The organism is Streptomyces sp. BYX5S, assembly GCF_054724165.1.
The window spans coordinates 4,718,390-4,743,916 of sequence record NZ_CM138829.1 but is presented as its reverse complement, the minus strand read 5'-3'; the positions used below and the strand labels follow the sequence as shown (position 1 = coordinate 4,743,916).

28 protein-coding genes are annotated in these 25,527 nt (G+C 72.5%); 18 read left to right on the top strand and 10 right to left on the bottom strand.

From position 1 onward, the window contains the following. Positions 1 to 101 precede the first annotated feature (101 nt). Positions 102 to 1,220, bottom strand: a complete 1,119-nt coding sequence (locus tag ACYBSK_RS21685; RefSeq protein ID WP_460242949.1) for an NADH:flavin oxidoreductase — start codon at positions 1,218 to 1,220, stop codon at positions 102 to 104. Between the two features lie 282 nt (positions 1,221 to 1,502). On the opposite strand from ACYBSK_RS21685, the gene ACYBSK_RS21680 reads away from it, so the two are divergent. From ACYBSK_RS21680 to ACYBSK_RS21660, 5 genes are all read left to right on the top strand, one after another. Next, on the top strand, positions 1,503 to 2,138 hold the full coding sequence (locus ACYBSK_RS21680) for a GntR family transcriptional regulator (RefSeq protein ID WP_460242948.1): 636 nt from the start codon (positions 1,503 to 1,505) through the stop codon (positions 2,136 to 2,138). A 147-nt stretch (positions 2,139 to 2,285) separates the two neighbouring features. Continuing rightward, entirely contained in the window at positions 2,286 to 3,665 is a 1,380-nt protein-coding gene (locus ACYBSK_RS21675; protein ID WP_460242946.1) for an MFS transporter, read from the top strand. Further along, positions 3,662 to 4,543 (top strand): transketolase, encoded by an 882-nt coding sequence (locus tag ACYBSK_RS21670; protein WP_460242945.1) that lies wholly within the window; start codon positions 3,662 to 3,664, stop codon positions 4,541 to 4,543. The genes ACYBSK_RS21675 and ACYBSK_RS21670 overlap by 4 nt, the downstream gene beginning before the upstream one ends. After that, positions 4,540 to 5,541: a transketolase family protein gene (locus tag ACYBSK_RS21665; RefSeq protein ID WP_457478841.1), complete on the top strand. Its 1,002-nt coding sequence runs from the start codon at positions 4,540 to 4,542 to the stop codon at positions 5,539 to 5,541. Before ACYBSK_RS21670 ends, ACYBSK_RS21665 begins: the two co-directional genes overlap by 4 nt. A 52-nt stretch (positions 5,542 to 5,593) precedes the next feature. Next, complete coding sequence (locus ACYBSK_RS21660; RefSeq protein ID WP_460242944.1) at positions 5,594 to 6,373, top strand: SDR family NAD(P)-dependent oxidoreductase; 780 nt, start codon at positions 5,594 to 5,596, stop codon at positions 6,371 to 6,373. 39 nt (positions 6,374 to 6,412) lie between these two features. On the opposite strand, the gene ACYBSK_RS21655 is transcribed toward ACYBSK_RS21660, so the two are convergent. The 3 genes from ACYBSK_RS21655 to ACYBSK_RS21645 all read right to left on the bottom strand — a co-directional run bounded on the left by ACYBSK_RS21655 (position 6,413) and on the right by ACYBSK_RS21645 (position 8,295). Continuing rightward, positions 6,413 to 6,655, bottom strand: coding sequence for a hypothetical protein (locus tag ACYBSK_RS21655; protein ID WP_460247073.1), 243 nt, complete (start codon positions 6,653 to 6,655; stop codon positions 6,413 to 6,415). 128 nt (positions 6,656 to 6,783) lie between these two features. Next, complete coding sequence (locus tag ACYBSK_RS21650) at positions 6,784 to 7,347, bottom strand: DUF6082 family protein (protein ID WP_457478839.1); 564 nt, start codon at positions 7,345 to 7,347, stop codon at positions 6,784 to 6,786. A gap of 153 nt (positions 7,348 to 7,500) precedes the next feature. Next, positions 7,501 to 8,295 carry a helix-turn-helix domain-containing protein gene (locus tag ACYBSK_RS21645; RefSeq protein WP_457478838.1) on the bottom strand — a complete coding sequence of 265 codons (795 nt, stop codon included), beginning with the start codon at positions 8,293 to 8,295 and terminating at the stop codon, positions 7,501 to 7,503. 70 nt (positions 8,296 to 8,365) lie between these two features. Here ACYBSK_RS21645 and ACYBSK_RS21640 point away from each other — a divergent pair, with 70 nt between their 5' ends. Both ACYBSK_RS21640 and ACYBSK_RS21635 read left to right on the top strand, forming a co-directional pair. Beyond that, positions 8,366 to 9,184 carry a phytanoyl-CoA dioxygenase family protein gene (locus tag ACYBSK_RS21640; protein ID WP_457478837.1) on the top strand — a complete coding sequence of 273 codons (819 nt, stop codon included), beginning with the start codon at positions 8,366 to 8,368 and terminating at the stop codon, positions 9,182 to 9,184. Continuing rightward, positions 9,181 to 9,450, top strand: a complete 270-nt coding sequence (locus ACYBSK_RS21635) for a hypothetical protein (RefSeq protein WP_457478836.1) — start codon at positions 9,181 to 9,183, stop codon at positions 9,448 to 9,450. The genes ACYBSK_RS21640 and ACYBSK_RS21635 overlap by 4 nt, the downstream gene beginning before the upstream one ends. Before the next feature lie 45 nt (positions 9,451 to 9,495). Here the strand turns inward: ACYBSK_RS21635 and ACYBSK_RS21630 are convergent, their stop codons facing one another. Beyond that, entirely contained in the window at positions 9,496 to 9,735 is a 240-nt protein-coding gene (locus ACYBSK_RS21630) for a twin-arginine translocase TatA/TatE family subunit (RefSeq protein WP_457478835.1), read from the bottom strand. A gap of 2 nt (positions 9,736 to 9,737) precedes the next feature. Beyond that, a complete protein-coding gene (locus tag ACYBSK_RS21625) occupies positions 9,738 to 10,727 on the bottom strand; it encodes a sporulation protein (protein WP_460242943.1) in 990 nt (329 codons plus the stop codon). A gap of 151 nt (positions 10,728 to 10,878) precedes the next feature. Here ACYBSK_RS21625 and ACYBSK_RS21620 point away from each other — a divergent pair, with 151 nt between their 5' ends. From ACYBSK_RS21620 to ACYBSK_RS21610, 3 genes are all read left to right on the top strand, one after another. Continuing rightward, positions 10,879 to 12,219, top strand: a complete 1,341-nt coding sequence (locus ACYBSK_RS21620; protein ID WP_460242942.1) for a hemolysin family protein — start codon at positions 10,879 to 10,881, stop codon at positions 12,217 to 12,219. Continuing rightward, positions 12,216 to 13,232, top strand: coding sequence for a hemolysin family protein (locus ACYBSK_RS21615; RefSeq protein WP_460242941.1), 1,017 nt, complete (start codon positions 12,216 to 12,218; stop codon positions 13,230 to 13,232). The genes ACYBSK_RS21620 and ACYBSK_RS21615 overlap by 4 nt, the downstream gene beginning before the upstream one ends. Positions 13,233 to 13,338: 106 nt before the next feature. Beyond that, on the top strand, positions 13,339 to 13,794 hold the full coding sequence (locus tag ACYBSK_RS21610; protein ID WP_457478831.1) for a tellurite resistance TerB family protein: 456 nt from the start codon (positions 13,339 to 13,341) through the stop codon (positions 13,792 to 13,794). 22 nt (positions 13,795 to 13,816) lie between these two features. Here the strand turns inward: ACYBSK_RS21610 and ACYBSK_RS21605 are convergent, their stop codons facing one another. Both ACYBSK_RS21605 and ACYBSK_RS21600 read right to left on the bottom strand, forming a co-directional pair. Then, positions 13,817 to 14,755: a M56 family metallopeptidase gene (locus tag ACYBSK_RS21605; RefSeq protein ID WP_457478830.1), complete on the bottom strand. Its 939-nt coding sequence runs from the start codon at positions 14,753 to 14,755 to the stop codon at positions 13,817 to 13,819. Between the two features lie 4 nt (positions 14,756 to 14,759). Further along, positions 14,760 to 15,194: a BlaI/MecI/CopY family transcriptional regulator gene (locus tag ACYBSK_RS21600; RefSeq protein ID WP_460242940.1), complete on the bottom strand. Its 435-nt coding sequence runs from the start codon at positions 15,192 to 15,194 to the stop codon at positions 14,760 to 14,762. Positions 15,195 to 15,494: 300 nt separating this feature from the next. Between ACYBSK_RS21600 and ACYBSK_RS21595 the strand changes: the two genes are divergently transcribed. Continuing rightward, the gene (locus ACYBSK_RS21595) at positions 15,495 to 16,895 is read left to right on the top strand and encodes a hemolysin family protein (protein WP_460242939.1); all 1,401 of its coding nucleotides are present in this window, start codon (positions 15,495 to 15,497) and stop codon (positions 16,893 to 16,895) included. Continuing rightward, positions 16,892 to 17,914 carry a hemolysin family protein gene (locus ACYBSK_RS21590; RefSeq protein WP_460242938.1) on the top strand — a complete coding sequence of 341 codons (1,023 nt, stop codon included), beginning with the start codon at positions 16,892 to 16,894 and terminating at the stop codon, positions 17,912 to 17,914. The genes ACYBSK_RS21595 and ACYBSK_RS21590 overlap by 4 nt, the downstream gene beginning before the upstream one ends. Before the next feature lie 19 nt (positions 17,915 to 17,933). Here ACYBSK_RS21590 and ACYBSK_RS21585 read toward each other — a convergent pair whose 3' ends face one another. After that, on the bottom strand, positions 17,934 to 19,538 hold the full coding sequence (locus ACYBSK_RS21585; RefSeq protein WP_460242937.1) for a carboxylesterase/lipase family protein: 1,605 nt from the start codon (positions 19,536 to 19,538) through the stop codon (positions 17,934 to 17,936). A 192-nt stretch (positions 19,539 to 19,730) separates the two neighbouring features. Here ACYBSK_RS21585 and ACYBSK_RS21580 point away from each other — a divergent pair, with 192 nt between their 5' ends. The 6 genes from ACYBSK_RS21580 to ACYBSK_RS21555 all read left to right on the top strand — a co-directional run bounded on the left by ACYBSK_RS21580 (position 19,731) and on the right by ACYBSK_RS21555 (position 24,645). Then, positions 19,731 to 19,994 carry a GlsB/YeaQ/YmgE family stress response membrane protein gene (locus tag ACYBSK_RS21580; protein WP_457478825.1) on the top strand — a complete coding sequence of 88 codons (264 nt, stop codon included), beginning with the start codon at positions 19,731 to 19,733 and terminating at the stop codon, positions 19,992 to 19,994. Between the two features lie 61 nt (positions 19,995 to 20,055). Beyond that, positions 20,056 to 21,249: a sensor histidine kinase gene (locus ACYBSK_RS21575; protein WP_460242936.1), complete on the top strand. Its 1,194-nt coding sequence runs from the start codon at positions 20,056 to 20,058 to the stop codon at positions 21,247 to 21,249. Next, entirely contained in the window at positions 21,246 to 21,914 is a 669-nt protein-coding gene (locus tag ACYBSK_RS21570; protein WP_460242935.1) for a response regulator, read from the top strand. Before ACYBSK_RS21575 ends, ACYBSK_RS21570 begins: the two co-directional genes overlap by 4 nt. An 84-nt stretch (positions 21,915 to 21,998) precedes the next feature. After that, positions 21,999 to 22,925, top strand: coding sequence for an ATP-binding cassette domain-containing protein (locus ACYBSK_RS21565; protein ID WP_460242934.1), 927 nt, complete (start codon positions 21,999 to 22,001; stop codon positions 22,923 to 22,925). Next, positions 22,922 to 23,719 carry an ABC transporter permease subunit gene (locus tag ACYBSK_RS21560; protein WP_460242933.1) on the top strand — a complete coding sequence of 266 codons (798 nt, stop codon included), beginning with the start codon at positions 22,922 to 22,924 and terminating at the stop codon, positions 23,717 to 23,719. Before ACYBSK_RS21565 ends, ACYBSK_RS21560 begins: the two co-directional genes overlap by 4 nt. 101 nt (positions 23,720 to 23,820) lie before the next feature. Next, the gene (locus tag ACYBSK_RS21555) at positions 23,821 to 24,645 is read left to right on the top strand and encodes a PaaX family transcriptional regulator (protein WP_460242932.1); all 825 of its coding nucleotides are present in this window, start codon (positions 23,821 to 23,823) and stop codon (positions 24,643 to 24,645) included. Positions 24,646 to 24,655: 10 nt separating this feature from the next. Here ACYBSK_RS21555 and ACYBSK_RS21550 read toward each other — a convergent pair whose 3' ends face one another. Then, entirely contained in the window at positions 24,656 to 25,513 is an 858-nt protein-coding gene (locus ACYBSK_RS21550; protein WP_457478820.1) for an amidohydrolase family protein, read from the bottom strand. Between the last annotated feature and the right edge of the window lie 14 nt (positions 25,514 to 25,527).

The following is a 25,527-nucleotide window of genomic DNA, read 5'->3' as shown; positions in this document are numbered from 1 at the left end:
CCTTTGTGCGAGTACCCCCGCTGCGTACGACGAAGGGGCGTCCGCCCTCCGGCCGTGTGGCGGGAGGACGAACGCCCCTTCGTCGGGCGTCGCGCGTCGGTCTAGCTCAGCGTGCGCAGCGCCGCCGCGTCGTACGGCTTCAGCTCGTCGAAGCGACCGGCGAGCACCTTCTGTGCCCACTGCGGGTCCTGGAGCAGGGCGCGGCCGACCGCGATCATGTCGAACTCGTCGCGCTCCAGGCTGTCGAGAAGGTCGTCGATGCCCTTGACGGGGGAGCCCTCGCCCGCGAAGCCGCGGATGAAGTCGCCGTCGAGACCGACGGAGCCGACGGTGATGGTGGGCTTGCCGGTGAGCTTCTTGGTCCAGCCCGCCAGGTTCAGGTCCGAGCCGTCGAACTCCGGACGCCAGTAGCGGCGGGTGGAGGCGTGGAAGACATCGACGCCGGCCGCCGAGAGCGGAGCGAGGATCGACTCCAGCTCCTCCGGGGTCTCCGCGAGCCGCGCCTTGTACGCCTCCTGCTTCCACTGCGAGTACCGGAAGATGACCGGGAACTCGGCGGAGACGCGCTCGCGGATCGCGGCCACGACCTCGGCGGCGAACTTCGTACGGGCCACCGCGTCGCCGCCGTAGGCGTCGCTGCGGCGGTTGGTCCCCGACCACAGGAACTGGTCCAGCAGATAGCCGTGCGCGCCGTGCACCTCGACACCGTCGAAGCCGATGCGCTCGGCGTCCGCCGCGGCCTGCGCGAACGCGCCGATGACGTCGTCCAGGTCGGCCCGCGTCATCGCCCGGCCCGCACCCTCGGTGCCGTCCACGCGGACACCGGAGGGGCCGACCGGCTGGGCGTCGGCGAACGGCGGCTGACCCGCCTTGCGCACCATGCCGATGTGCCACAGCTGCGGAACGATCGTGCCGCCCGCCGCGTGCACGTCCTCGGCCACCCGCGCCCACCCGGCCAGCTGCTCCTCGCCGTGGAAGCGCGGCACCCGGTCGCTGTCACCGGCCGAGTCGTGGCCCACGTAGGTGCCCTCGGTGACGATCAGCCCGACACCCGCGCCCGCGCGCCGCGCGTAGTACGAGCGCACGTCCTCACCGGGAACACCGTCCGGCGAGAACATACGGGTCATGGGCGCCATCGCGATGCGGTTCGGCACGGTCAGGCCGTTCAGCGTGACGGGGCGGGAGAGTATCTCGGCGGCGCGGGACGTGGGGTCGGCCACGGGTGCTCCTCAGAAGTACGGGCATACGGGACATCGGTACCGGTCGGCCGTGCGCCGCCGCACAGCGGCGATCTTCACGGCGATCTCCTGAGGCAACCGCTCCGCCTTGTGCGCGCATTCCGTGAGCTGCCCGCGCCGCGCTGTGATCCCGGCCACGGCCCGGGGTGCGCGGGCCGGCCGTGCGCGGCGCGATCCGTCGCCGCACGGGTGTTGACAGTCGCCAGTTAGGATGTCGACACCCCGGAGGGAGTTGTTGTCTTGTCTATTGAGCCCTTGCCCGTAATGGACCGGAGCACGCTGCGGGAGCGGGTGCTTCAGGCGTTGCGCTCCGCCATCACGGCGGGAGCGTACCGGCCCGGTGACCACCTGGGAGAGGTGGAACTGGCCGGCCGGCTCGGCGTGAGCCGGGGGACGGTCCGTGAGGCGCTGCGCCATCTCCAGCAGGAAGGGCTCGTGCGCGCCGGAGCGCGCGGCATGCTGCGGGTCAACTCGCTGTCCGCGGAGGAGATCCGCGGCATGTTCCGGGTCCGCGCGGCGCTCGAAGGGCTCGCCGTCACCGAGATCATCGCCCGCTCCGACCGGGCGGAGGCCGTCGCGGCGCTGCGGGGCGCGGCGGGTGAACTGGACGCCGCGGGCGCGGACTTCGCCGCCCGCGTCGAGGCCGACCTCGGCTTCCACGTGCGGCTGTGCCAGCTGTCCGGCAACTCGATGCTGGTCGAGTCCTGGCGCCACCTGGAGGGCCGGATCCGCGTGACCATCATGTCGCGCGACCAGGACGAGGCACCCGCGATGATGACCCGTGACCGGCACGCCGCCATCATCGACGCCATCGAGGCGGGCGATGTCGCCGGGGCGGTCGCGGTGGTCGAGGAACACATGGCGGTGGCCGCCGAGCACTTCGCCGTGGTCGACGGCTGAGCGATTTTCTGCTGAACGGGCATTGACACCCGGGCGACTGGCCTGGATGGTTTCTTCATGCCTGCCGAGTGTTAACAGTCAACACTCGACTGTCGGGCACATGGCTTCCCCGAAGCCGCACCGACGTTGGATCAATGGAGATCACCCATGTCCGCACACCAACTGGCCGCCGTGAAAGGCACACCCGCGCGGCGCCGCGTCGCCATCGGCTCATCGATCGGGGCGACGATCGAGACGTACGACTTCATCGGGTTCGGCACCGCCGCGGCCCTGTACTTCAACGACGTGTTCTTCCCGTCCGAAGACCCCCTGTCCGGCACCCTGCTCTCCTTCGCCACGCTGGGCGTCGGCTTCGCGGTCCGCCCGATCGGCGGGATCATCGGCGGCCACCTCGGCGACCGCATCGGCCGCAAGCCCGTCCTGGTGGGATCGCTGCTGCTGATGGGCGTCTGCACGGTGCTGATCGGCGTACTGCCGACCTACCAGATGGTGGGCGCGTGGGCCGGCGTCATGCTGGTACTGGTCCGGGTGGTCCAGGGCCTCGCCTTCGGGGCCGAGTGGGGCGGCGCCATCCTGATGACCTTCGAGCACGCGCCCTGGCGCAAACGAGGGCTCTACACCGGCATCACACAGGCCGGCTTCCCCGTCGGGCTGCTCCTGGCCAACGCCGCGTTCCTGCTCAGCGTGCCGCTCGGGGAGCAGTGGGCGTGGCGCGTCCCGTTCCTGTGCAGCGCCGTGCTGATCGTCGTCGGCATCCTCATCCGCCTCAAGGTCGAGGAGTCCCCGGAGTTCGAGGCGCTGAAGTCCGAGGGCGAGGTCGCCGCCAACCCGCTCATGGAGGTGCTGCGCACCGACTGGCGGAGCGTCCTGCGGGCGTTCTGCCTGCGCAGCACGGAGACCGCCGGCTACGCCGTGTCCGTCACCTTCGTCATGTCCTACCTGGAGAGCGAGGAACTCGCCGACCGCTCCACCACCCTCTTCGGGCTGATGCTCGCCTCCGCGCTCGGCATCGCCGCCACCGTGCTGTGGGGCGCGCTCACCGACCGCGTCGGCCGACGCCCGGTCTACCTCTTCGGCACGGCGTTCACGCTGGCCTGGGGAGTGCCGCTGTTCCTGCTCCTCAACACCGGTACCGCGGCCGCCGTCGTGCTCGCGTTCGTCGTGAGCTACGCCGTGTGCCAGAACGGTCTGGCCGGGGTGCAGGGCGCGTGGTTCTCCGAGCTCTTCCAGGCCCGGACCCGCACCAGTGGCGCCTCGCTCGCCTACCAACTCTCCGCCGTGGTCTCCGGGTTCACCCCGCTCATCGCCACCGCCCTGTTCTCCGCCACCGGTTGGGCCGGCCCGGCCGTGCTGTTCAGCGCCTACGGCCTGCTGGGGCTCGTCGCCACGCTGCTGACCCGGGAGACGTGGGGGCCCGCCGAGCGGGCCGAGGTCGCCGCGCTGGAGCGCGCGCACCCGTCCGCCACGGAGACCGCGGAGCCCGACCACCCCCACATCCCCGTACGACAAGGAGGTACGCACCGATGACATCGGTGACGACACACCAGGCCCCGGCTCCGGCGACGGAGCGGGACCGCAGGATCGCCCGCCTGCGGGAGGCCGCCACCCGCATCCGCTGTCACGCCCTGACCATGGGCGAGGTCCAGGGGCAGGGATACATCGGGCAGGCGCTCGGCGTCGCCGACGTCCTGGCCATGTTCTACGCCCGCGAGGACGGCGAGCTGCGGCTGCGCCCCGAGGACCCGCAGTGGCCGGGCCGGGACCGGTTCCTGCTGTCCATCGGCCACTACGCCATCGCCTTCTACGCCGCGCTGGCCGAGGCCGGCACGATCCCCGTCGCCGAACTGGACACGTACGGCACGGACGGCTCCCGTCTGCCGATGTCCGGCATGGCGAGCTACACGCCCGGCATGGAGATCTCCGGCGGCTCCCTCGGCCACGGACTCGGCGTCGCCTGCGGCATGGCGCTCGGACTGCGTCAACTCGGCAACGACGCGCGGGTGTTCAACCTCCTGTCCGACGGCGAGCTCGACGAGGGCTCGACGTGGGAGGCCGCGATGGCCTGCGCCCACCACGGACTGGACAACGTCGTCGCCGTCGTCGACGTCAACGGGCTCCAGGCCGACGGCCCCACCCCCGGCGTGCTGCGCACCGAACCCGTCACCGAGAAGTGGCAGGCCTTCGGCTGGAACGCCGTACGCGTCGACGGCAACGACATCCCCGCCCTGCTCACCGCGCTCGACGGCATCCGGGAGCACACCGGCAGCCCGTCCGTACTGATTTGCGACACCCGCACCGGCCGTGGTGTGCCGTTCCTGGAGACGCGGGAGAAGGCCCACTTCATGCCCGTCGCCGACCACGAGTGGCAGGCCGCCCGCGACCACCTCGAAGGAGCCGACAAGTGAGCACTGCCGCGCAACAGGCCCCCCGCAAGCGCCTCACCACCTCGGCGATGATCGCGTCGTTCGCCGACCCCGGGCAGCGCACCGCGCCCGCCCCGTTCGGCCACGCGCTCAACCGGCTCGCCGAGGAACGCCCCGAGATCGTCGGCCTCTCCGCCGACCTCGCCAAGTACACCGACATGCACGTCTTCCGCGACGCGAACCCGGACCGCTTCTACCAGATGGGCATGGCGGAACAGGTCATGCTCGGCGCCGCGGCCGGCCTCGCGGAGGTGGGCCTGGTCCCGTTCGCCTCGACGTACTCCGTGTTCGCGACCCGCCGCGCCTACGACTTCCTCTGCCTCGACATCGCCGAGCCCGGCCTCAACGTCAACGTGGTCGGCGCGCTGCCCGGCCTCACCACCGGCTACGGGCCGAGCCACCAGGCCACCGAGGACCTCGCGATCCTGCGGGCCTGCCCCAACCTGACCATCGTCGACCCCTGCGACTCGGTCGACATCGAGCAGGCCGTGCCCGCGCTCGCCGCGCACCCGGGACCCACGTACATGCGCCTGCTGCGCGGGAAGGTCCCCACCGTCCTCGACGAGTACGGCTACCGCTTCGAACTCGGCAAGGCGGCCGAACTGCGCGGCGGACGCGACGTGTTGTTCATCTCGACCGGCCTGATGACGATGCGCGCGCTGCAAGCGGCCCAGCGTCTGGAGGCGGACCACGTTGACGCGGCGGTCCTGCACGTGCCGACCATCAAGCCCCTCGACACCGAGACGATCCTGCGCCAACTCCAGGGCGACCGGCTGGTGATCACCTGCGAGAACCACACGGTGGTCGGCGGCCTGTCCGAGGCCGTCGCGGCGACCGCCGGATACGCGGGCACCTCCGCCCGGATCCTCCCGGCGGCGCTCCCCGACGAATTCCTGGCGGCGGGCGCCCTGCCCACCCTCCACGACCGCTACGGCCTGTCGACGGACGCGCTGTGCGCACGCGTCAAGTCGGCGCTCTAGCACGGCATTTCACACCACACGCCCAATGAACCACCAAGGAGCAGCCCTCCCCATGAACACGCACACGCACACGAACGTCAACGACCTGACCGCGATCGTCACCGGCGCCGCCTCGTTCCGCGGCATCGGCCGGGCCACCGCCCACGCGCTCGCCGCGGCGGGCTGGAACATCGCCGTCCTCGACCTCGACGAGGCCGCCGCGAAGGAGGCCGCCGACGAGATCGCCGAGCGGCACGGTGTCCGAGCCGTGGGCCTGGCCTGCGACGTCACCGACGAGAACGCCGTGGCCGGCGCCGTCGACGCCCTCGCCGCGGACGCGCCCCCGATCGGCGCCCTCGTCAACAACGCGGGCATCACCTCTCCCACGCCGTTCCTCGACGTCGAGGGCGGCGAATGGGACCGCATCTTCGCCGTCAACGTCCGCGGCGCCTTCAACATCACCCGCGCCGTCGCCCCCGGCATGGCCGAACGCGGCTTCGGCCGCGTCGTGTTCCTCTCCTCGGTATCCGCCGAACGCGGCGGCGGCGTCTTCGGCGGCGTCGCCTACTCCGCCGCCAAGGCCGCCCAACTCGGCTTCGCCCGCGCCCTGGCCCGCGAGCTCGGCCCCCGCGGTGTGACCGTCAACAGCGTCGCCCCCGGCCTCATCGACACCGACATCACCGGAGGCGCCCTCGAAGGCGACCGCAAAACCGCCCTCATCTCCGGCATCCCGGTCGGCCGCAACGGCCGCGTCGAGGACGTCGCCGACCTGATCACCTACCTGTGCCGGGCGGAGTCGGGCTACATCAGCGGGGCCACGTACGACGTGAATGGCGGGTCGCACATTCACTGACACACGTGCGGGCCCCGCTCCCTCCCGCCTTGGTCCGCGTCAGCCCTCCAACGCCAGAATGTCCGTCCGCGCACGCAGCAGTGTCTCGCGGGTGATGACGACGATGCGTTCGTGGTCCGCGCGGGCAGCGTCGGTCGGGAGGTGGTCGTCGAGCTGGTCGGTGCGGTCCGTTCCGATGATCGCGAAGCTGCCGTCGGCCAGCTCGAAGATGTCGGGGCACGCCTGGCCCCCGACGCTTCCGCGCTCGGCGGGGGACACGCCGATTCGGCGGACAATGTGCAGGTCAGAACGGTCATCACCGTGAAGGGAGTTCGCCACGGCGGACAACCTAGCGTGCGTACGTCGCGGGGCACCAATCTCCTTGAGTGGTCCCTGGAGTGCGTTGGGGCGCGGTCGAACTCCCGTTCCTGCTAAGGGGGCGGCTCCGGGGGCCGGCCGACGACCCACCAGTCCTCCTCGTCGTTGTCGTCGAGGTCCGTGACGAGCGCGTCCACCATGCGGCCCAGGCGGGCCTCGTCGGACCGGTGGGGGAGGCTGGCGCGGTGGTGGCGGGTCGCCTGCCAGTAGTCGCGCATGGAGCGGCTCTGGAAGATGTACCGCAGGTGACCGTGGAGCTCGGTGAGGGTCAGGATGCCGACGTGGTAGCCGTGCAGGGCGTGCTGGTACAGCTCGTTGGCGTAGAGGTGGCGCCTTTGCAGGTCGTCCGGCAGCTCCTCTTCGTAGGCGTCGAGCACGGGGAGCAGGGAGGGGTCCGCCGTGGCGCGGGCGACGAGCCGCTGGTGGTCCCGCCGGTACTCCGTGAGGGCCTTGCGGTGCTGCTCCTGTGCCGCCGCGGCTTCGAGCCGGCGCAGGGCGACATGGATCCGGTAGACGGCGATCAGGACTCCCGCGGCGTGCACGCCGGCCGCGACGTACTTCACCTGAATGGAGCGGTGGTCCCTGCCGTCTGTGCCCCCTGTTTTGACTGTGATCATGAGATTCCCCGCCTCGGTGTCGTCGACCCGCGCGAACGACGGGGGCGGACGACACAATTCGGTGTCCACATTGTCGTGTTGATCGGACCACCCGGAAGCGCGGACCAGCGGCTCACGACGGCATCGCCCGTACGGTGCCCGCGCCCGCCGTGCCTACCGTGAGCCCCTCGTGCGCCCCCGCACCTGCCGCGGCGACGCCCCCAGCTCCCGGCGGCACGTCTTGTTGAAGGCCTGAAGGTCCGGGATGCCGACCGTGGCGGCGATCGCCGTGATCGGGAGGGTGGAGGAGCGCAGGAGGTGGCGGGCGCGCTCCATGCGACGGCGGCGGATCCAGGCCACCACGGTGTCTCCCGTGGCCGCGCGGAAGAGCCGGGTCAGATGGCCGGGGGAGACACCCGCGGCGGCGGCGATCACCGGGACCGTCAGCGGGGCCGCGAGGTGCCGCTCGATGTGTTCGGTGGCCGTGGCCAGGGCGGGGTGCGCACTGCCGTGCCGTTCCGTACGGGAGCCGAGGTGTGTCGCGTGCCAGAGCACCGTCCACACCTCCGCCGCCGCCCGCGCCCGCGCCGTCGGCATCGCGGCCACCGCGTTCCCGAGGAGCGTGCCCAGCAGCGCCGCCTCCGCCCCCGCGTCCTGCATCACCGGCACCCGGCGCAGCCCCCGTGGGTCCCGCCCCGGCAGCCGGAAGTGCGCGTACAGGTGCTCGCTGCGCCGTGACACGTACCGGAAGTGGGCCTCGGTGTCCGGGCGGATCAGGCTGAGGTGGCCGGGCCGGATGGGGTGGCGGTGCCCGTCGACCGTCAGCTCGCCCGCGTAGGCGTAGAGGTGCAGCTGCCACAGGTCGGGCAGCCGGAACGACTCGCTCAACGCCTGCCCGCCGTGCACACCGACACCCGCGCTCACCACCTCCGGTGGCTGGTCCAGCTGCACCACCGCGCCGTCGGCCATGCCGGAAAACTACCAGCACAGGCCCGATAGAGCCCACGACGAACGGGCCCCGAGTGCCTACGTTTGCCCCATGCCAACCAGTGAGCAACTGCTGAGCTCCGTACAGCTGGCGCGCTTCGTCGCCCACGGATCGCTCCGCCTCGACGCAGTCGTCCCACCGGAGATGAACGAGCAGGCCGTCGCCGTGTTCGAGGCCGGAATCCCCGCCGCGCCGTACGGCACGCCCGTCCCCCAGGCCTACCCCGAAGGGTCCTTCGCCCGCCGGCTCCTCGAACTGCCCGCTGTCGCGGGCGCGTTGCGGAGCCTGGTCGGGCCGGACCCGACCGTCGACCACCACGCCGTCCATGTGCGCGAGGCCCGCGAAGGCACCGCGCAACCCCTGCACGGCGACGCCATCATCGACGTACGCCCCGACGCCTTCGACGTCCAACTCATGTACTACCCGCAGGACGTGACGCTGGAGATGGGCGGCACCCTCAGCGTCCCCGGCAGTCACCTGCGGCGCACCAACGAGACCGACACCGGCCGCTACCAGAACCTGCGCGGCCAGAGCCGCCTGACCTGCCCGGCGGGCACGGTGCTGTTCATGCACCACGGCATCTGGCACGGCGGCCGCCGCAACGACAGCGACATCCGGCGCTACATGTTCAAGGTCCGCTTCAACCCGACCGTGCCGCAGGTGCGCCTGTGGGACACCTCCGACCTCGGCGACCCGGCGGTCCTCGACGAACTCCGCCAGGTCTTCCCGTGGTACGAACCCGCCACCGGGCGCCTGGAGTTCTACAACCGGGTCCGCCTGTGGCGGTCACTCACCGGCGACGACACCTTCGACCTGGACCACTGGGTGACCCGGGTCTCCAACCGTCCCACCCTCGGGAGCCACGCATGAGGCAGCAGGTACTCGTCCTCTACCTGGCCAACTCGGCCCTGGACGCGAAAGTGGTCGGCTGGTCCCGGTACGACGGCACCGCAACCACCGACCACACCACCGGCGACAGCGACGAACCCCCCTACGAGACGGGGCTCGAAGCGCTCCGTGACGGCTGGCGCCTGTTCCAGGCGGCGCAGCTCCTCCCGCCGTACCCGGGGCACGAGTACGACACCTCGTACCTGAAGCACGAGTTCTTCTTCGAGAAGCTGCAACCCACCCCGTAGCCACAACCCGCCCCGTAGCCTCAACCCGCCCCGCAGGGAGGGCCGTTACTGCTTCGGTGGCTCCTGCTCCGGCGTCCGCGGCGGCGGAGTCACCGTCTCGCCCTGGATGACGTGCGGCTCGCGCCGCGCGTCGTCCGGCTGATCCTGCTCCTTCAAGGCGCGGGCCTCCGCCTTGAGGATGCGCGCCGACTTGCCCGCGCTGCGCGTCAGCTCCGGCAGCTTCTTGATGCCGACCACGACGGCTATGACGATCAGGACGATCGCCAGCTCACTGAGTCCGAACATGGTCAGTCCTCGCCGCCCTCGTCCTCGTCGTCACCCTCGAAGAAGTCCCCGACCTCGTCGACGACCTCGGCCGCGACCATGCCGCCGACCACCCCGACCGCGAGGCCCGCCGCGCCCGCCGCCACCGCCGTGCCCACGCCGGGACCGGAGCGGTGCCCGCCGCCGAAGCCGTGCTCGTGCCCCTCGCCGTGACCGTAGGAGGCGTGGCTGCCGTACGCGGAGCGGTGCTCGACCAGCTCCCGCACCCAGCCCTCCACCACCGCGTTCCAGTCCTGCCGGCCGGCGTCCTCGTGGGCCACGCCGAAGCGGGTGAGCGCGTCGTGCCCGCCGGAGAGGAGGCCGCCGCGCTTGTCGGCCTCCAGGATCACCTCGACGCCGCCCGGCGCCGCGAGGAACGTCAGCTCGATCTCGTTCACCGCGTGCGCGTACTGCGGGGACGGCGTCAGCTCGATCTCCTGGTAGAAGGGCAGCTGCTGGCCGGTGCCGCCGATGTGCCCGTACTCCAGGTCCGCCGACCTGAACCCGAAGCCCAGCTGCCCGAACGCCTCCAGGACCGCCTCCTGCACGGGCATCGGCCCGACGGCGAGCTGATCGAGGTCGCCCTTGTCCTTGGCGCCGGCGACGGCGAGTTCGGTGCGGACGCCGAGGACGATGCCGAGCTGCTGCCCGTACAGCTCGGTGATCGGCGTCTCCCACGGCAGCGTCACCGTGAACGGCACGCTGTGCTCGGCGCCCGCGACGAGGCGGAAACCGCCGCCGACCACGAAGCGGTCGAAGGCCACGGTGCCGTGGCTCTCCCCGTCCTCGTGCTCGGCCTCGACGCGGGCGACGAGTTCGAGGGTGATGTGCTCGATCTCGAAGTCGCCGCTGCCGCCCTTGAGATGGACCTGGCCGGACACGGTGCCGCCGGGCGCACTCGCCCCCGGGACGAGGACGGTGTCGACGGTGGGGCCGCCCACGCCGAGCGAACCGAGCAGTCGTTTGAACACCATCGAGGCGTTCACTCCCTTACGTGCGGAGAGGATGAGGGGGTATGCGGGCACCGGGAACATCAGGGGCGGCGACCGCGTTCTACAGGCGTGTAGAAGTATAGGGGGCGCTGTCGTCCTCCGAGTCCCGTCCGAGAAGGAGTCACAACCCGCGATGACCGAGGTGCTGTTGCTGGCGCTCGCACTGCTGCTCACGCTGGCCTGCGCCGTGTTCGTGGCCGCCGAGTTCTCCCTGACCACGGTGGAGCGCGCCGATCTGGAGCGGGCCGCGGAGGCGGGGGAGCGCGGCGCGTCCGGCGCGCTCAAGGCCGTCCGCCGCCTGACCTTCCAGCTGTCCGGCGCCCAACTGGGCATCACCGTCACCTCCCTGGTGATCGGCATGCTCGCCGAACCGTCGCTCGCGGCCCTGCTGCGGGGACCGCTGGAGGCGGCCGGGCTCGGCGGGGCGGCCTCGTCGGTCGCCTCCGTGCTCGGCGTGGCCCTGTCCACGGTCGTCCTCATGGTGGTCGGCGAACTCGTGCCGAAGAACTGGGCGATCTCCCGGCCGGTCACGGTGGCGAAGGTGGTGGCCGGTCCGCAACGCGGATTCACCGCCGCCTTCGGGCCGTTCATCCGGCATCTCAACAACACGGCGAACCGGGCCGTGCGGCGCTTCGGCCTGGAACCCGCCGAGGAACTGGCCTCCGCCCGCAGCCCGGAGGAGCTGGTCGCGCTCGCCCGGCACTCCGCCGCCGAAGGCGCACTGGAGCCCGACTCGGCCGAACTGTTCGTGCGCACGCTGCACTTGAGCGAACTGACCGCCGAGAACGTCATGACGCCCCGCGTCGACGTACAGGCCCTGGAGACGCACGCGACGGCCGCCGACGCCGCCCACCTGACCCACGCCACCGGCCTGTCCCGCTTCCCGGTCTACCGCGACAGCCTCGACGAGGTCGTCGGCACGCTCCACATCCGTGACGTCCTCGCCCTGCCACCTCAGAAGCGCCCCTCGACGCCCGTCACCGAGCTGGCCACCGCGCCGCTCCTCGTCCCCGACAGCCTGCCCGCCGACCGGCTCCTGGAGCGGCTGCGGGAGACCCGCACGATGGCCGTCGTCATCGACGAGTACGGCGGCACGGCCGGCGTGGCGACCGTCGAGGACATCGTCGAGGAGGTCGTCGGCGAGGTGCGCGACGAGCACGACCCCGTCGAGACGCCCGACCTCCAGCCCGTCTCCGAGGGCCCGGGGGAGAACCGGGTCTGGGAGGCCGACGGCGGCGTCCGCGTCGACCAGCTCGCCTCGATCGGGCTCGGCGTCCCCGAGGGGCCGTACGAGACCGTGGCCGGGCTCGTCGCGACCCGGCTCGCCCGGATCCCCGTCCAGGGCGACGTCGTCGGCCTCGACGGCTGGGAGGTCGCCGTGCTCGACGTCGAGCACCACCGGGCCGACCGGGTCCGGATCACGGTCACCGAACCGGACGCCGCGGGCGCCGCGTTGATGGAGGATGTCCGATGACCGCGCTGCAACTCGCCATCGGGGTACTCACCCTGCTCACCAACGCGTTCTTCGTCGGCGCGGAGTTCTCGCTGATCTCCGTGCGGCGCAGCCAGATCGAGCCCCGGGCCGAGGAGGGCAGCAAGCGGGCCCGCTCCACGCTGTGGGCGCTGGAGCACATCTCCGCGATGCTGGCCACGGCGCAACTGGGCATCACCGTCTCGTCGTTGGTGCTCGGCGCCGTCGCCGAACCGGCCATCGCCCACCTCCTGGAGCCGGCCTTCGAGGCCGTGCACGTGCCGCACGCGCTCGTGCACCCCGTCTCGTTCGTCATCGCGCTGACCGCGGCGACCTACGCCCACATGCTGTTCGGCGAGATGGTGCCGAAGAACATCGCGCTCGCCGCGCCGGTCCGCACCGCCCTGCTGCTCGGCCCGGCCCTGGTGGGGCTGACGAAGGCGGTCAAGCCGATCGTGTTCGGCATCAACGCCTTCGCCAACGCGCTGCTGCGGCTGCTGAAGGTCGAGCCGAAGGACGAGGTCGAGTCCGTCTTCACCGACGACCAGCTCGCCCGCATGGTCCTCGACTCCAGCGAGGCCGGGCTGCTGTCGGCGCAGGACGGCGAACGGCTGCGCGACGCCCTGGAGCTGGGCACGCGCCCGGTCGGCGAGATCGTGGTGCCCGCGCAGCAGATGCGTACGGTGCCGGACACGACGACGCCCGCCGAACTGGAACGGGCCGCGGCCGGTGCCGGGTTCTCCCGCTTCCCGGTGACCGCGGCGAACGGCACGGCGCTGCTCGGCTATCTGCACATCAAGGACACGCTCGGGATCGCCGAGCGCGACCGGCCCTTCCCGCGCGCCACCGTGCACCCGCTGACCCGGGTGCGTATCGACACCCCGCTCGACGACACGCTCACCGCGCTGCGGGCGCAGGGCAGCCACCTCGCGGCCGTCACCGGCGACAAGGGCACGGTCATCGGGTTCGTGACGATGGAGGACGTACTGACCGAGCTGGTCGGTCCCGCCGCGTGACGGAACTTTCGCCGATCCCCGTTAGTTTCTACAGAGCTGTAGAACAATGATCCGGCAAGACATCTCAGCCCAAGGCTGAGCCCCGAGCACAACCCGAGGAGTACCCGTGGCCCTGTGGGACCGCATCAAGGAATCCGCGTCGACCATGCAGACGCAGCTGGTGGCGAAGAAGAACGACCTGAAGTCCGGGGCGTTCCGCGACGCCTCCATGGCGATGTGCGCCCTGGTGGCCGCGGCCGACGGCACCATCGACGCCTCGGAGCGGCGCCGCGTCGCGCAGCTCATCATGAGCAACGAGGTGTTGCAGAACTTCGACGCCACCGACCTCCAGAAGCGCTTCGAGGCCAACCTCGACAAGCTGACGGCCGACTTCGACTTCGGCAAGGTCAGCGTGTTGCAGGAGGTCTCCAAGGCGAAGAAGAAGGAGGCCGAGGCGCGCGCCGTGATCCAGATCGGCATCGTCATCGGCGGCGCCGACGGCGACTTCGACAAGACGGAGCAGGGCGTCGTGCGGGAGGCCTGCCAGATGCTCGGCCTGCCGCCGCACGAGTTCGACCTGTAGGAGAGCGGGAGAGGCGGCCTTGTCAGAGGGGCGTCGCGGCGTGCAGCGTGGCCGCCAGCGTGAACGCGGAGTTGGCGGACGACATCGCGGAGGCCGCCGCGCCGAACCCGGCGGTCCACGTCGCGAGCCCCACCGTCGTGAACACCGTGACCCGGCCCGGCGCGCCCGGCGGCGGCGCGAGCAGCGCGGCCACGCGGCGCGGCACCGGGCCGGGCGCGGCGAGCGCCGCGAACACCGGCTCGCCCGCCCCGCCCGACGACAGGGCCGCCTTGCCGATGGCCCGCGCGACCACCGTGCGGTCGCCCACCCGGGCGGCCGCCGCCTCGTCGGCCCACCGCTCCGCCGTGTACGCCACGGCCGAACTCAGCGGGCGCAGGAACGGATTGGCGCGGGCCGCGAGGCGCACGGTCAGCAGGTGGCGGTGGTGCCGGGCCGTCAGATGCGTGCGCTCATGGGCGAACAGGGCCCGCCGCTCCGCGGCCGTGAGCCGGTCGAGCAGCGCCGTGCTGACGACGATCCGGCCGTCGCCGCCCCCGCCGCCGGGCAGCGCGTACGCGTACGGCTGGGCGTCCGGCAACACCGCGACCTGCGTGGCGGGCAGCCCGGCGAGCGCCGCGTGGGCACGACGGCGCAGCGCGAAGTGCCGCCACACCGTGCGCGCGCACACGGCGACGACGGCGATCAGCGCCGGGATGGCGGCCTTGCCCGCGATCTCGTCCTGCGGCACGGCGGCCCGCACCTCGGGGTCCGACCAGCCGTCGGGGAGCGGATTGCCCGGCAGCTGGGCGGTGCCGACCACCATCAGCAGTCCGAGGCACACCGTGCTGCACACCGCCATCACGGCGGCGACGCAGGTCAGCAGGCGGGTCGCGGTGCGCGGATGCAGCCGCTGCGCCGCCAGCCGGGCGACCGGCCAGGCCGTCAGCGGCAGCACCAGCGGCAGAAAGACGAAAATCCCCACGCGCTCAGCCTGCGCCTTCCTCGGCACCGACCCCGGCCCCGCCCGGCCCGTTGTCCCCGTCGCCCGCCTCCGCCCTGCGCAGCAGATCCCGCAGCAGCCGCTCGTCGCCCTCGGGCAGGGAGGTCACGAAGCTGGCGAGGACCGCTTCCCGGTCCGGCTCGGCGTCGAGGACCTTGCGCATCTTGAACGCCGCGAGCCCCGCCTCGTCCGCCACCGGCGTCCACACGAAGGAGCGTCCTTCACGGCGCCGGGTGACCGCGTCCTTGGCCTGCAACCGCGCCAGGATCGTCACCACCGTGGTGTACGCGAGATCGCCGCCCACCTGGTCGCGCACCCACCCGGCGCTCACGGGGGCGTCGGCCGTGCGCAGCGCGGCCAGGACCTGCGCCTCCAGCTCGCCCTGGGCGCGTCGTGGGGTCCTGTGGCGTGACTTCGTCACCGGCTCCTCCTGGTGGCTCGGTTCGTGGCGCCCGGTCGGCGGCCCGACGCGCGGCCCGCCCATCATCCCTGTTCGTACCCTCAGGCCGTGCGGGAGGCGCGGTGGCGCGGTGGACACCACCGAAGGAAAGTGGTCGGGAACAACGGTGACACCCCGACCGTTGTCGGGATGAAGGCAAAGAGAAAGTAAAGCGCGAAGGAGCAGCCGGTTGTCCGCCAGACCGACGGACCCTCCGGGGCACAGTCCCCGACCACCCCGCCCCTTGAACGGTGAGCACGGCACGCGGCGAGGTGGTGGAGCATGCTGAGTGCCGTGCTCGGTCTCCTCGCGGTCCTCGTCCTGACCGCGGGAACCGGCTACTTCGTCGCCCAGGAATTCGCCTACGTCGCCGCGGACCGGCTGGCGCTCGCCCGCGAGGCGGAGGCCGGGGACAAGAAGGCCGCCAAGGCCCTCAAGGTCCTGGAGCGGCTGTCCTTCATGCTGTCGGGTGCCCAGCTCGGCATCACCGTCACCGGCCTCGTCGTCGGCTTCCTCGCCGAACCCTCCGTCTCGGCGCTGCTGCGCCCCGCCCTGGAGGGCATCGGCATCCCGGCCGCCGCGGTCACCGGTATCTCGGTGGTCCTGGCGTTCGTGCTGGCCACGGTCGTGCAGATGGTGCTGGGCGAGCTGGCGCCGAAGAACCTCGCGCTCGCCGTCCCGGAGCGCCTGGCCAAGGCCCTCGCCCCGTCCACGCTCGTGTACCTGAAGGTCGTCGGCCCCGTCGTGCACCTCTTCGACAGCGCCGCGAACAAGCTGCTGCGCAAGGTCGGCATCGAACCGGTCGAGGAGCTGCACCACGGCGCCACCCTGGAGGAGCTCAGCCATCTGATCGGCGAGTCCCACCAGCAGGGCGAGCTGCCCCAGGAGACCGCCACCCTCCTCGACCACGCCCTGGAGTTCAACGAGCGGACCCTGGACCAGGTGATGGTGCCGCGCGCGGACGCCGTCTTCGCCCGCAAGGAGGCCACGGCCGCCGACGCCGTCGAGCTCATCGCCAAGTACGGCCACTCCACCTATCCGGTCATGGGCGACCACCCCGACGACGTCACGGGCGTCGTCGGCGTCCGTGAACTGATGCGGCTGCCGCAGTCCGCGTACGCCGGCGCGACGGCCGGGTCCCTGGCCCGCCGCCCCCTGCTGCTGCCGGACACCCTCCAGCTGCCCGTCGCCGTCGACCGGATGCGGGAGGCCGACGACGAGTTCGCGGTGGTCCTCGACGAGCACGGCGGCGTCGCCGGCATCGTCACCTACGAGGACATCGCCGAGGAACTCGTCGGTGACATCGCCGACGAGACCGACCGCGAGACCCAGCTGGCGGTCCCCGACCCGGGCGGCACCGGCTGGCAGATCGACGCGGGCCGCCGCCTCGACGAGATCGCCGAGGCCACCGGCATCGAGCTGCCGCAGGACGAGGGCTACGACACCGTGGCCGGGCTGATCGTGGACCGCCTCGGCCGCTTCCCCGCGGTCCGCGACGAGGTCACGATCGACCTGGACGACGAGGGCACGCGGGCCGTGCTCGACGTCCGCACGCTCGACCGGCACGTGGCCGAGCTGGTCGGCCTGACCCTGCGCGCCCCCGACACCGCCCGCACCACCGACACCACCGACACCACCGACACCTCCGACACCTCCGGCACCGAGGAGGGGCCCCGCTCATGAGCTTCCCCATGGCCGTCTTCAGCACGGTCCTCCTGCTCATCGGCAGCGGCTTCTTCGTGGCCGCCGAGTTCGCCCTCGTCGCCGCCAAGCGGCACCGCATGGAACAGGCCGTCGCGTCCGGCGCACGCGGCGCCAAGGCCGCCCTCGCGGGGATGCGGGAGCTGTCCCTGATGCTCGCCGGCGCCCAGCTCGGCATCACGATCTGCACCCTGGGGCTCGGCTCGATCTCCAAGCCGGCCATCTCCCACGAGCTGGACCCGCTGCTGCACGGCTGGGGCCTGCCCAGCGGTCTCAGCTACGGCGTCTCCTTCGCCTTCGCGATGATCGTCGTGGTCTTCCTGCACATGGTCGTCGGTGAGATGGCGCCCAAGTCCTGGGCGATCGCGCACCCCGAGCGCTCGGCGATGCTGCTCGCCCCGCCGTTCCGCGCGGTGGTCAAGGTCGTCCGCCCGCTGATCTGGGTCCTCAACAGGGTCAGCAACGCGCTGGTGCGGATGTGCCGGGTCACCCCGCGCGACGAACTGGCCGAGGTGCACAACCGGGAGCAGCTCACCCACCTCGTCGTGGAGTCCGAGCGGCTCGGCCTGATCAGCAAGGACGACTCGGAGCTGATCACCAGCTCGCTCGTCGAACCCCTCACGCCGGTCGGCGAGCTCCAGACCCCCGCCGCACGGATCACTTCCGTACCGGCGGACGCGGACCTCGACGCGGTCCTCGCCACGGCCGCGGCCCGCGACCGCAGCCGCCTGCTGGTGCGCGAGGGCGACCGGTTCATCGGCTCCGTGCACGCCCGTGACGCCCTGATCGCCCGCAGCCGGGGCCGCGCCACCACCGCGGGTGAGCTGGCCCGCCCGGTCCCGGAGCTGCTCGCGGGCGACACGGTCGGCCAGGCCATCGAGCGGCTCCGCCAGCGCCGCGCCTCGCTCGCCGTGGTCCGTGACGACACGGGCCGCCTGACCGGCCTCGTCGCCCTCGACGACCTGCTGGCCCGGCTCACCCACCCGCAGGCGGCGGCCTGAGCGGACCCGCGCGGCCCGCTCAGCCCAGGGACTTCCAGAAGGTGTCGTGGTGCGCCTTGGCGAAGTCGACGGGCCGGATGCCGCCCGGCCCCGAGGCCAGCGCCTGGGCGTTGAGGACGGCGGGCGTGCCGGTCTGCCACGGGGCCTTGCCGGTGCGGGCGAAGCCGGCCCAGATGTCGATCATCGCGTCGGACAGGCCCCGCTGTCGCTCGTCGAGCGGCTGATATGCGGAAATCTCGAAGAGGTAGGGCAGTTCGAAGGTGTGCATGGCCCCGGCCGGGAAGGACGGCTCGGGGTAGGCGGGGTCGGCGTACCAGGGCGTGTCCTCCTCGGCGAACTCGTAGGTGTACGTGGGGACGTGGCGGGACAGCGCCTGCCCGGTCGCCACGGTGGCGCGCCCGTGGTCGCCGTCGGTGAGCGCCGCCCCGAGGGCGAGCGCCACGGATCCGTCGTGGTCCTCGGCGGGGTACTCGGCGGCGACCGCCGGAGCCTTCGCCGCCCCGAAGGCGGCTTCCAGCTGGGTGCGGTAGTCGCTCTCGTCGAGGGTGGCCTCCGGGTCGCCGGTGGCCTGCCGCTTCATCAGCTCCATGCTGTAGACCATGCCGAGGTTCTCGTCGCGGGTGATTCCCTGGAGCACGGGCACCTTCGCGAACGTCCCCGAGGCGAAGGCCTGTTGGGGTGTGCGCGGCAGCAGCTTCCCGCCGTAGACGGGCCCGTAGTGCGGACCGGCGCCGAAGGGGTGCACGAGCTGCGCGGGCGCCGCCTCCCGCCAGTCGTCCACCCCGTTCGCCTCGATGTCCTTCGCGGCCTTCTCGCCCTGCCGCAGCGCCTCGGCACGGTCCGTCGTCGCGTCGGACCGGGTGCACGCGCCGCTCTGGAGGATCACCCGGTCGAACAGCCCCGCCGAGCCGGGCGCGACGAGGTGGGCGCAGGCGCTGGTGGCTCCCGCGGACTGCCCGAAGAGGGTCACGTTGCCGGGATCACCGCCGAACGCGGCTGCGTTGCGCCGCACCCAGCGCAGGGCGGCCCGCTGGTCGAGGAACCCGTAGTTGCCCGACTCGACGCCCTTCTTCTCCAGGTCCGGGTGGGCGAGGTAACCGAGCGCCCCCAGACGGTAGTTGACCGTCACCACCACGACATCGCCCCGGGCGGCGAGCCGCGCCGCACCGTTCATGGCGCCCGCCCCGTCGGTGTGGTCGCCGCCGTGCAGATGGACCATGACGGGGCGCGGCTTCGCCGAACCGGCCGCGGGGGCGGTCACGTTGACGGTCAGGCAGTCCTCGGAGTCGGAGAAGGGGCCCACCGGCGGCAGGAGCCCGGTCTGCGGACAGGCCGGGCCGGGCCGGGTGGCGTCCCGGACGCCGCGCCATGGTTGCGCGGGCGCGGTCGGCGCCCATCTGAGCGCGCCCACCGGCGGCGCCGCGTACGGGACGCCCTCGAAAGTACGCACCGCACCGTCGACCGCGCCGCGCACGACTCCCTTGTCGGTCCGCACGGTGGTGGGGGCGGCCGTGCCCGAGGTGGTGCCGGAGAGGGGTGTGGCGCCGGAGGCCGTTCCGGCGACCGCGAGGGCGCCCGAGGCGAGGGAGACGACGAGGGCCGCGTGTGCTGTCCGCTTCAACATGGCCATGAACGTACGGAGTCGAGGGTGCCCCCAGTAGCCGGACAGCCCCCGCCGCCCTGCGGGGGGCAACCCCCGCATCGAGACTCAACCGGTGTCGGTGGGACTGCGTCCCCCAAGCCGGGGAACACGTAAATCGACATTCGACAGCCGTGTCGAAACGTCGAAGTCTCGGATCAAGGAGAGGCAATTGGCATGGAGATCTCAGGCATCTTCACCGCGATCGTCATCGGCATAGTGATCGGCATACTGGGCCGCCTGGCCATCCCCGGCCGTCAGCGCATCGGCATCGTGTGGACGCTCCTGGTCGGTATCGCCGCCGCGCTCATCGGCACGGCCCTCGCGGGCGCCTTCGACGTCGCCGAGACCGACGGCATCGACTGGATCGAGCTGGCCATGCAGATCGGCCTCGCCGCGCTCGGCGTGGTGGGCGTGGAGCGCCTCAAGGGGCGCCGCTGAAGCAGCGGGGCTACTCCCACGGGCGTATGCGCGGCCGAGGGGCGGCGCCTAACGTGAGAACGTGACGACCTTCGACCAGCTGTCGGCCCGGGTGCGGGTGCTTCCGCCCCGGTGGCCCGATCTGCTGGTCGTGGCCGTCGTGGGCGGGCTCACCGCGGCCGACCTGGCGGTCAGCGAACCGGGCTACCGGCAGGGGGACCGGTTCTCGTGGGCGCTGTACGCACTGTCCCTGGGCGCGCTGACGCTGCGCGCGAGGTGGCCGGTCGCCGTGGCCGCGGTGACCGGCGCCGTGTGCGCGGCCTGGGCGCTGTACGGACACATCGGCGAGCTGCTGAACCTGCCGGTGATCGTGGCGCTCTACACCGTCGCGGTCCGGGGCGGCCGCCGCCGCACCGCCTGGGCGGCGGTGATCGCCGCCGGGGCGTCGGGGGCGGTCGCCCTGCTCGTAGGCAAGGACGTGGTCAACCCGCAGGGGCTGCCGGTCCTGGAGATGGTGTGGCCGCTGATCCCGCTGCTGCTGGGCGAAGTGGTGCGTACGCGCCGGGAGTTGCTGGCCGCCTACGCGGCGCGGGCCGAGCGCGCGGAGGCCGACCGGGAGCGCGAGGCGGCGCGCCGCGTGCACGAGGAGCGGACCCGGATCGCCCGCGAACTCCACGACGTGGTGGCGCACACCGTGGCCGCCATGACCGTGCAGGCGGGCGTCGCCCTGGACGCCCTCGACCGCAGACCCGACGTCGCGCGCGACGCGATGCGCACGGTGCGCGCAGCGGGCAAGGAGGCCGTACGGGAACTGCGGGCCACCGTCACCGTGCTGCGCGCACCGGACGGCGCGAGCACCGCGCCCGCGCCGGGGCTCGACCGGCTCCCCGAGCTGGTGACCACGTACACGGGCGGCGCCCTCGACGTCACCCTGCGCCAGGACGTCCCGGACCCGGACGCGGCCTCGCGCATGGTCCACCTCGCCGCCTACCGCATCGTGCAGGAAGCCCTCACCAACGTGGTCAAGCACGCCGACGCCCGGCACGCGGCCGTGGCCGTCGGCGTCGAGCGGCGACACCTGTCCGTCGAGGTCGTCGACGACGGCAGGGGCCCCGGCGACGCCGCCCGCGAGCCGGGCTTCGGCCTGATCGGCATGCGCGAGCGGGCCTGCGCGGTCGGCGGCGGCATCGAGCACGGGCCGCTGCCCGGCGGCGGCTTCCGGGTGCGGGCATGGCTGCCCCTCGACGCGGCACCCGGCGAGGGGGAGCGACCATGACCGTGCGCGTGGTGCTCGCGGACGACCAGACCGTCGTACGGGCCGGCTTCCGCGCCCTGCTCGACCTGACCGACGACCTGGTCGTGGTCGCCGAGGCGGCGGACGGCGAGCAGGCCGTCGCAGCGGTCCGCACCACCCGCCCCGACGTGGTCCTCATGGACATCCGCATGCCCGGCGTCGACGGCATCGAGGCCACCCGCAGGATCGCCGCCGACCCCACCCTCGACGACGTCCGCGTCGTCATGCTCACCACGTACCGCGTCGACGCGTACGTCTTCGAGGCGCTGCGGCACGGTGCGGCGGGCTTCCTGCTGAAGGACCTGGAGCCGGACGAACTGCGCGCGGCGATCCGTACGGTCGCCGCCGGGCAGAGCCTGCTGGCACCTGCGGTGACCCGCTCCGTGGTCGAGGAGTTCGCCCGCCTCCAGGCTCCCGCGGCGGCCGGGGCCGAGCGGCTCGCGCCCCTCACGGACCGGGAGCGCGAGGTCATGGCACTGGTCGCGGCCGGGCTCACCAACGACGAGATCGGCAAGGAGCTGATCATGAGCCCGCTGACCGCGAAGACGCACGTCAGCCGCGCGATGACCAAGCTCGCCGCCCGCGACCGCGCCCAACTGGTCGTCCTGGCCTACGAGACCGGCCTGGTGCGCCCCGGAGAGCGCTAGGGCCTGCTCACTGCTCCCACGGGAGTACCCGCCGACTCCGTGCGGCGGATGTCCCGAACGGCCGTCGTTCGTAGCGTCGCAGACATGATCGAAGCAACGGAACTGACCAAGCGGTACGGCGCGCGGACCGCCGTCGACACGCTGTCCTTCACCGTCCGCCCCGGCCGTGTGACCGGCTTCCTCGGCCCCAACGGCGCGGGCAAGTCCACCACCATGCGGCTCGTCCTCGGCCTGGACACCCCGACCCGCGGCCGCGTCACCGTCGCCGGCCGCCCGTACGGGGAACTGCGCGCGCCCCTGCGCACCGTCGGCTCCCTGCTGGACGCGAAGGGTGTGCACGGCGGCCGCACCGCCCACCAGCATCTGGCGGGGCTCGCCGCGAGCAACGGGCTGCCGCGGCGCCGTGTCGACGAGGTCCTGGAACTCGTCGGCCTGCCACCGGCCGCCGCGCGCAAACGCACCAAGGGGTTCTCGCTCGGCATGGGGCAACGCCTCGGCATCGCCGCCGCGTTGCTCGGCGACCCGGAGATCCTCCTCCTCGACGAACCGGTCAACGGCCTCGACACCGAGGGCATCCGCTGGATCCGCGACCTGATGAAGTCCCTGGCCGCGCAGGGCCGCACGGTGTTCCTCTCCAGCCACCTGATGAGCGAGATGGAACTCACCGCCGACCACCTCGTCGTCATCGGCAGGGGGCGCCTCCTCGCGGACACCACCGTCCACGACTTCATCGCCACCCACTCCCGCGCCCACACCTACGTACGTGCCCCCGAGGCCGAGAGGCTGCGGGCGCTGCTGGAGGCCAAGGGCGCCGTCGTACGGCTCGATCCGCGCGGTGGCTGGCGAGTCGAGGGACCGGACGCGACCACCATCGGCGACCTGGCCCGCGACCACGGGATCGCCGTGCACGAACTCGCGCCCGCGCGCTCCTCGTTGGAGGACGTCTACACCGAACTCGCCCGCACCGCGGCCGAGTACACCACCCCGGCGACCGAGGAGGTCCCGCGATGAGCGCTCCCACCGACGACCTCTTCCTCGAAGCCGCGCCCCGCACCCCGCGCGCCGCCCTGCCGGAACAGATCGCGTACGAGTGGATCAAGTTCCGCAGCGTGCGCTCCACGGTGTGGACGACGGTGGCCACCGCCCTGGTGCCCGTCCTGGGCGCCGTGTTCGTGGCCGCGAGCGGCAGCCTCCAGGCCGACGACACCGTGCTCGGCGGCAGCCTCACCCTCACCGTCGTCGCGCAGATGCTGGCGGCCGTGACCGGCGCCCTCGTGATCACCGGCGAGTACAGCAGCGGCACGGTCCGCACCACACTGGCCGCGAACCCCCGGCGCGGCACCGTGCTCGCCGCCAAGGGAGCGGTCCTCACGCTCCTCACGTACGGGCTCGCCCTGCTGTCCTGCACCCTCGCCCACGCCCTCGGCGGCGCGCTGCTCCCCAGCGGCAAGTACGCGCAGGGCGAGCCCTGGCCCGCGCTGTTCGGCATCGCCGCGTCCCTCTCGGTGGCGGCGCTGCTCGGACTCGCGATCGGCACGCTGGTGCGGCACTCGGCGGGCGCCGTCACCACCGTGATCGGCGTCCTGCTGCTGCCCTCCCTCGTCGGCCCGCTGTTCGGCGACGCCCAGCGGTGGATCGCCGGGCTCTCCCCGACCGCCGCGCTGGAGAAGCTCACCCAGACCTCGGACGCGAGCGCGGACGCCGTCGGCAGCCTCGCCCCCTGGCCCTCGCTCGCCCTGGTCACCGGGTACACCGCGGCCTTGCTGCTGCTCGCCGCCGCGGCGTTCCGGCGGCGCGACGCGTGACACCGAGGACGGCCCGAAGGTCTACGCGAGCCGTACGCGACGACGGCTCTCCGTAGTGCGACTCGGCTACCCTGGCACAACGTCCAGCGAAGGAGCCCGGATTGACCACCCCGCCCCGCCCGCCCGGACCGGGCAGCGCGCGCTCGCTGCTGCTCACGGTGCTGGGGGAGTACGTCCTGCCGAGCGGCGCCCCGGTGTGGACCTCGACGCTGCTGCGGGTGCTGGCGGGGCTCGGCGTCGAGGAGAAGGCGGCCCGGCAGGCGTTGAACCGGCTCGCGGCGAGCGGACTCGTCAGCGCCGAGCGGTCCGGGCGGCGGGTGCGCTGGGCGCTGACCGAGCGGGGCCGGACGCTGCTCACCGAGGGCGCCGAGCGCATCTACTCGTTCGGCCGGGCGCGGCCGGGCTGGGACGGCCGCTGGCTGGTGCTCCTGGTCAGCGTCCCGGAGACGCGGCGCGAACTGCGCCATCGGCTGCGGACCCGGCTCACCTGGGCCGGCCTCGGCAGCCCCGCGCCCGGCATGTGGGTGTCGCCCCACGCCTCCCGGGAGGCGGAGGCCAAGCAGGTGGTGGAAGGGCTGGGGCTCGGGTCCGAGGTGTCGTCGTTCTGCGGCCCGTTCGCCGGGATCGGCTCCGAGCGGGACATGGTGCAACAGGCATGGCGGCTCGGTGATCTGGCGGCGGCGTACGAGGAGTTCCTCGCCCGGTTCGCAGGGGCGCGGACCGATCCCGGTACGCAGACGCTGCTCGCCCAGATCCAACTCGTCGACGCGTGGCGGCGCTTCCCGGCCCTCGACCCGCAACTGCCGCCGGAGCTGCTGCCACCGCACTGGATCGGCGCCCGCGCCGCGCGCGTGTTCACCGAGCTCCACGAGCGCCGGCACCCCGCCGCCCAGCAGGAGTGGAACCGGCTGACCGCCGACGGCTGACCGCCCCCGCTCACCCGGCCGGCTTCAGCCGGTACACCTGCGCCGCGTTGCCCGCGAGGACGAGCCCCGTCGTCGTCTCGTCCGGGCACAGCGCCGCCACGGCGCGCGCGTTCCGCGCGATGCCCGGCACGCCCGGCCAGTCCGTACCGAAGATCATGCGGCGGGTGAGCCGGGACCAGTCGTGCCTTCCGTAGTAGGTGCGCAGCCGCGACGGCGGCAGGCCCGACAGCTCGATCCACACCCGCTCGTTGGACAGCGCCATGAACGCCGCCGCGTCGTACCACCAGCCCCGCCCGCCGTGCGCGAGCGCCACGTCGAGGCGCCGGAAGTCGCGCAGCACGTCGTCCAGGAACAGCGGATCCGCGTACTTGTTGAGCGCTCCGGGGAAGGTGCTCGTGCCGCAGTGCACGACGAGCGGGATGCCGGCCGACTGGCACAGCTCGTACGCGGGATACAGGCGCCGGTCGTTGGCGGCGACGCCCGCGTGCACCGGGTGCAGCTTGCAGGCGACCGCGCCGAGGTCGAGCTGGCGCTGGAGCTCGTCCTCGATGGGGTAGTGGAGGTGCGGGTTGACGTTGGCGATCGCCTTGGCCCTCGACGGCTCGTAGGCGGTGAGCGGCAGCAGGTCCTCCACCGGCTGGATGCCGGTCGACCGCGGGCTGTACTCCGACAGCAGCAGCGCGACGTCCACGCCCTCGGAGACGAGATAGCGGTGGAACGCCTCCGGGTCGACCGTGTCGCCGTCGTAGATCCGGGCGAGCAGATCGTGGTCGGCGATGCCCTGTGTCCACTCCTCGTAGGTGGGTTTCAGGGTCGACAGGCGCGCCGGGTGGAGATGGACGTCGATCAGGGGGTGGCCGTCCAGCATCAGGTCGTCTCCTG

Bases quoted from the DNA above. Each gene is read 5' to 3' on its own strand.
- ACYBSK_RS21645 (WP_457478838.1), bottom strand. From the start codon at position 8,295: ATGGCCGACGGCGCGGTGGTGCAGCTGGACCAGCCACCGGAGGTGGTG.
- ACYBSK_RS21590 (WP_460242938.1), top strand. From the start codon at position 16,892: ATGAGCTTCCCCATGGCCGTCTTCAGCACGGTCCTCCTGCTCATCGGC.
- ACYBSK_RS21585 (WP_460242937.1), bottom strand. From the start codon at position 19,538: ATGTTGAAGCGGACAGCACACGCGGCCCTCGTCGTCTCCCTCGCCTCG.
- ACYBSK_RS21595 (WP_460242939.1), top strand. From the start codon at position 15,495: ATGCTGAGTGCCGTGCTCGGTCTCCTCGCGGTCCTCGTCCTGACCGCG.
- ACYBSK_RS21630 (WP_457478835.1), bottom strand. From the start codon at position 9,735: ATGTTCGGACTCAGTGAGCTGGCGATCGTCCTGATCGTCATAGCCGTC.
- ACYBSK_RS21565 (WP_460242934.1), top strand. From the start codon at position 21,999: ATGATCGAAGCAACGGAACTGACCAAGCGGTACGGCGCGCGGACCGCC.
- ACYBSK_RS21650 (WP_457478839.1), bottom strand. From the start codon at position 7,347: ATGATCACAGTCAAAACAGGGGGCACAGACGGCAGGGACCACCGCTCC.
- ACYBSK_RS21620 (WP_460242942.1), top strand. From the start codon at position 10,879: ATGACCGAGGTGCTGTTGCTGGCGCTCGCACTGCTGCTCACGCTGGCC.
- ACYBSK_RS21635 (WP_457478836.1), top strand. From the start codon at position 9,181: ATGAGGCAGCAGGTACTCGTCCTCTACCTGGCCAACTCGGCCCTGGAC.
- ACYBSK_RS21580 (WP_457478825.1), top strand. From the start codon at position 19,731: ATGGAGATCTCAGGCATCTTCACCGCGATCGTCATCGGCATAGTGATC.
- ACYBSK_RS21680 (WP_460242948.1), top strand. From the start codon at position 1,503: ATGGACCGGAGCACGCTGCGGGAGCGGGTGCTTCAGGCGTTGCGCTCC.
- ACYBSK_RS21570 (WP_460242935.1), top strand. From the start codon at position 21,246: ATGACCGTGCGCGTGGTGCTCGCGGACGACCAGACCGTCGTACGGGCC.
- ACYBSK_RS21625 (WP_460242943.1), bottom strand. From the start codon at position 10,727: ATGGTGTTCAAACGACTGCTCGGTTCGCTCGGCGTGGGCGGCCCCACC.
- ACYBSK_RS21640 (WP_457478837.1), top strand. From the start codon at position 8,366: ATGCCAACCAGTGAGCAACTGCTGAGCTCCGTACAGCTGGCGCGCTTC.
- ACYBSK_RS21660 (WP_460242944.1), top strand. From the start codon at position 5,594: ATGAACACGCACACGCACACGAACGTCAACGACCTGACCGCGATCGTC.
- ACYBSK_RS21675 (WP_460242946.1), top strand. From the start codon at position 2,286: ATGTCCGCACACCAACTGGCCGCCGTGAAAGGCACACCCGCGCGGCGC.
- ACYBSK_RS21560 (WP_460242933.1), top strand. From the start codon at position 22,922: ATGAGCGCTCCCACCGACGACCTCTTCCTCGAAGCCGCGCCCCGCACC.
- ACYBSK_RS21670 (WP_460242945.1), top strand. From the start codon at position 3,662: ATGACATCGGTGACGACACACCAGGCCCCGGCTCCGGCGACGGAGCGG.
- ACYBSK_RS21615 (WP_460242941.1), top strand. From the start codon at position 12,216: ATGACCGCGCTGCAACTCGCCATCGGGGTACTCACCCTGCTCACCAAC.
- ACYBSK_RS21550 (WP_457478820.1), bottom strand. From the start codon at position 25,513: ATGCTGGACGGCCACCCCCTGATCGACGTCCATCTCCACCCGGCGCGC.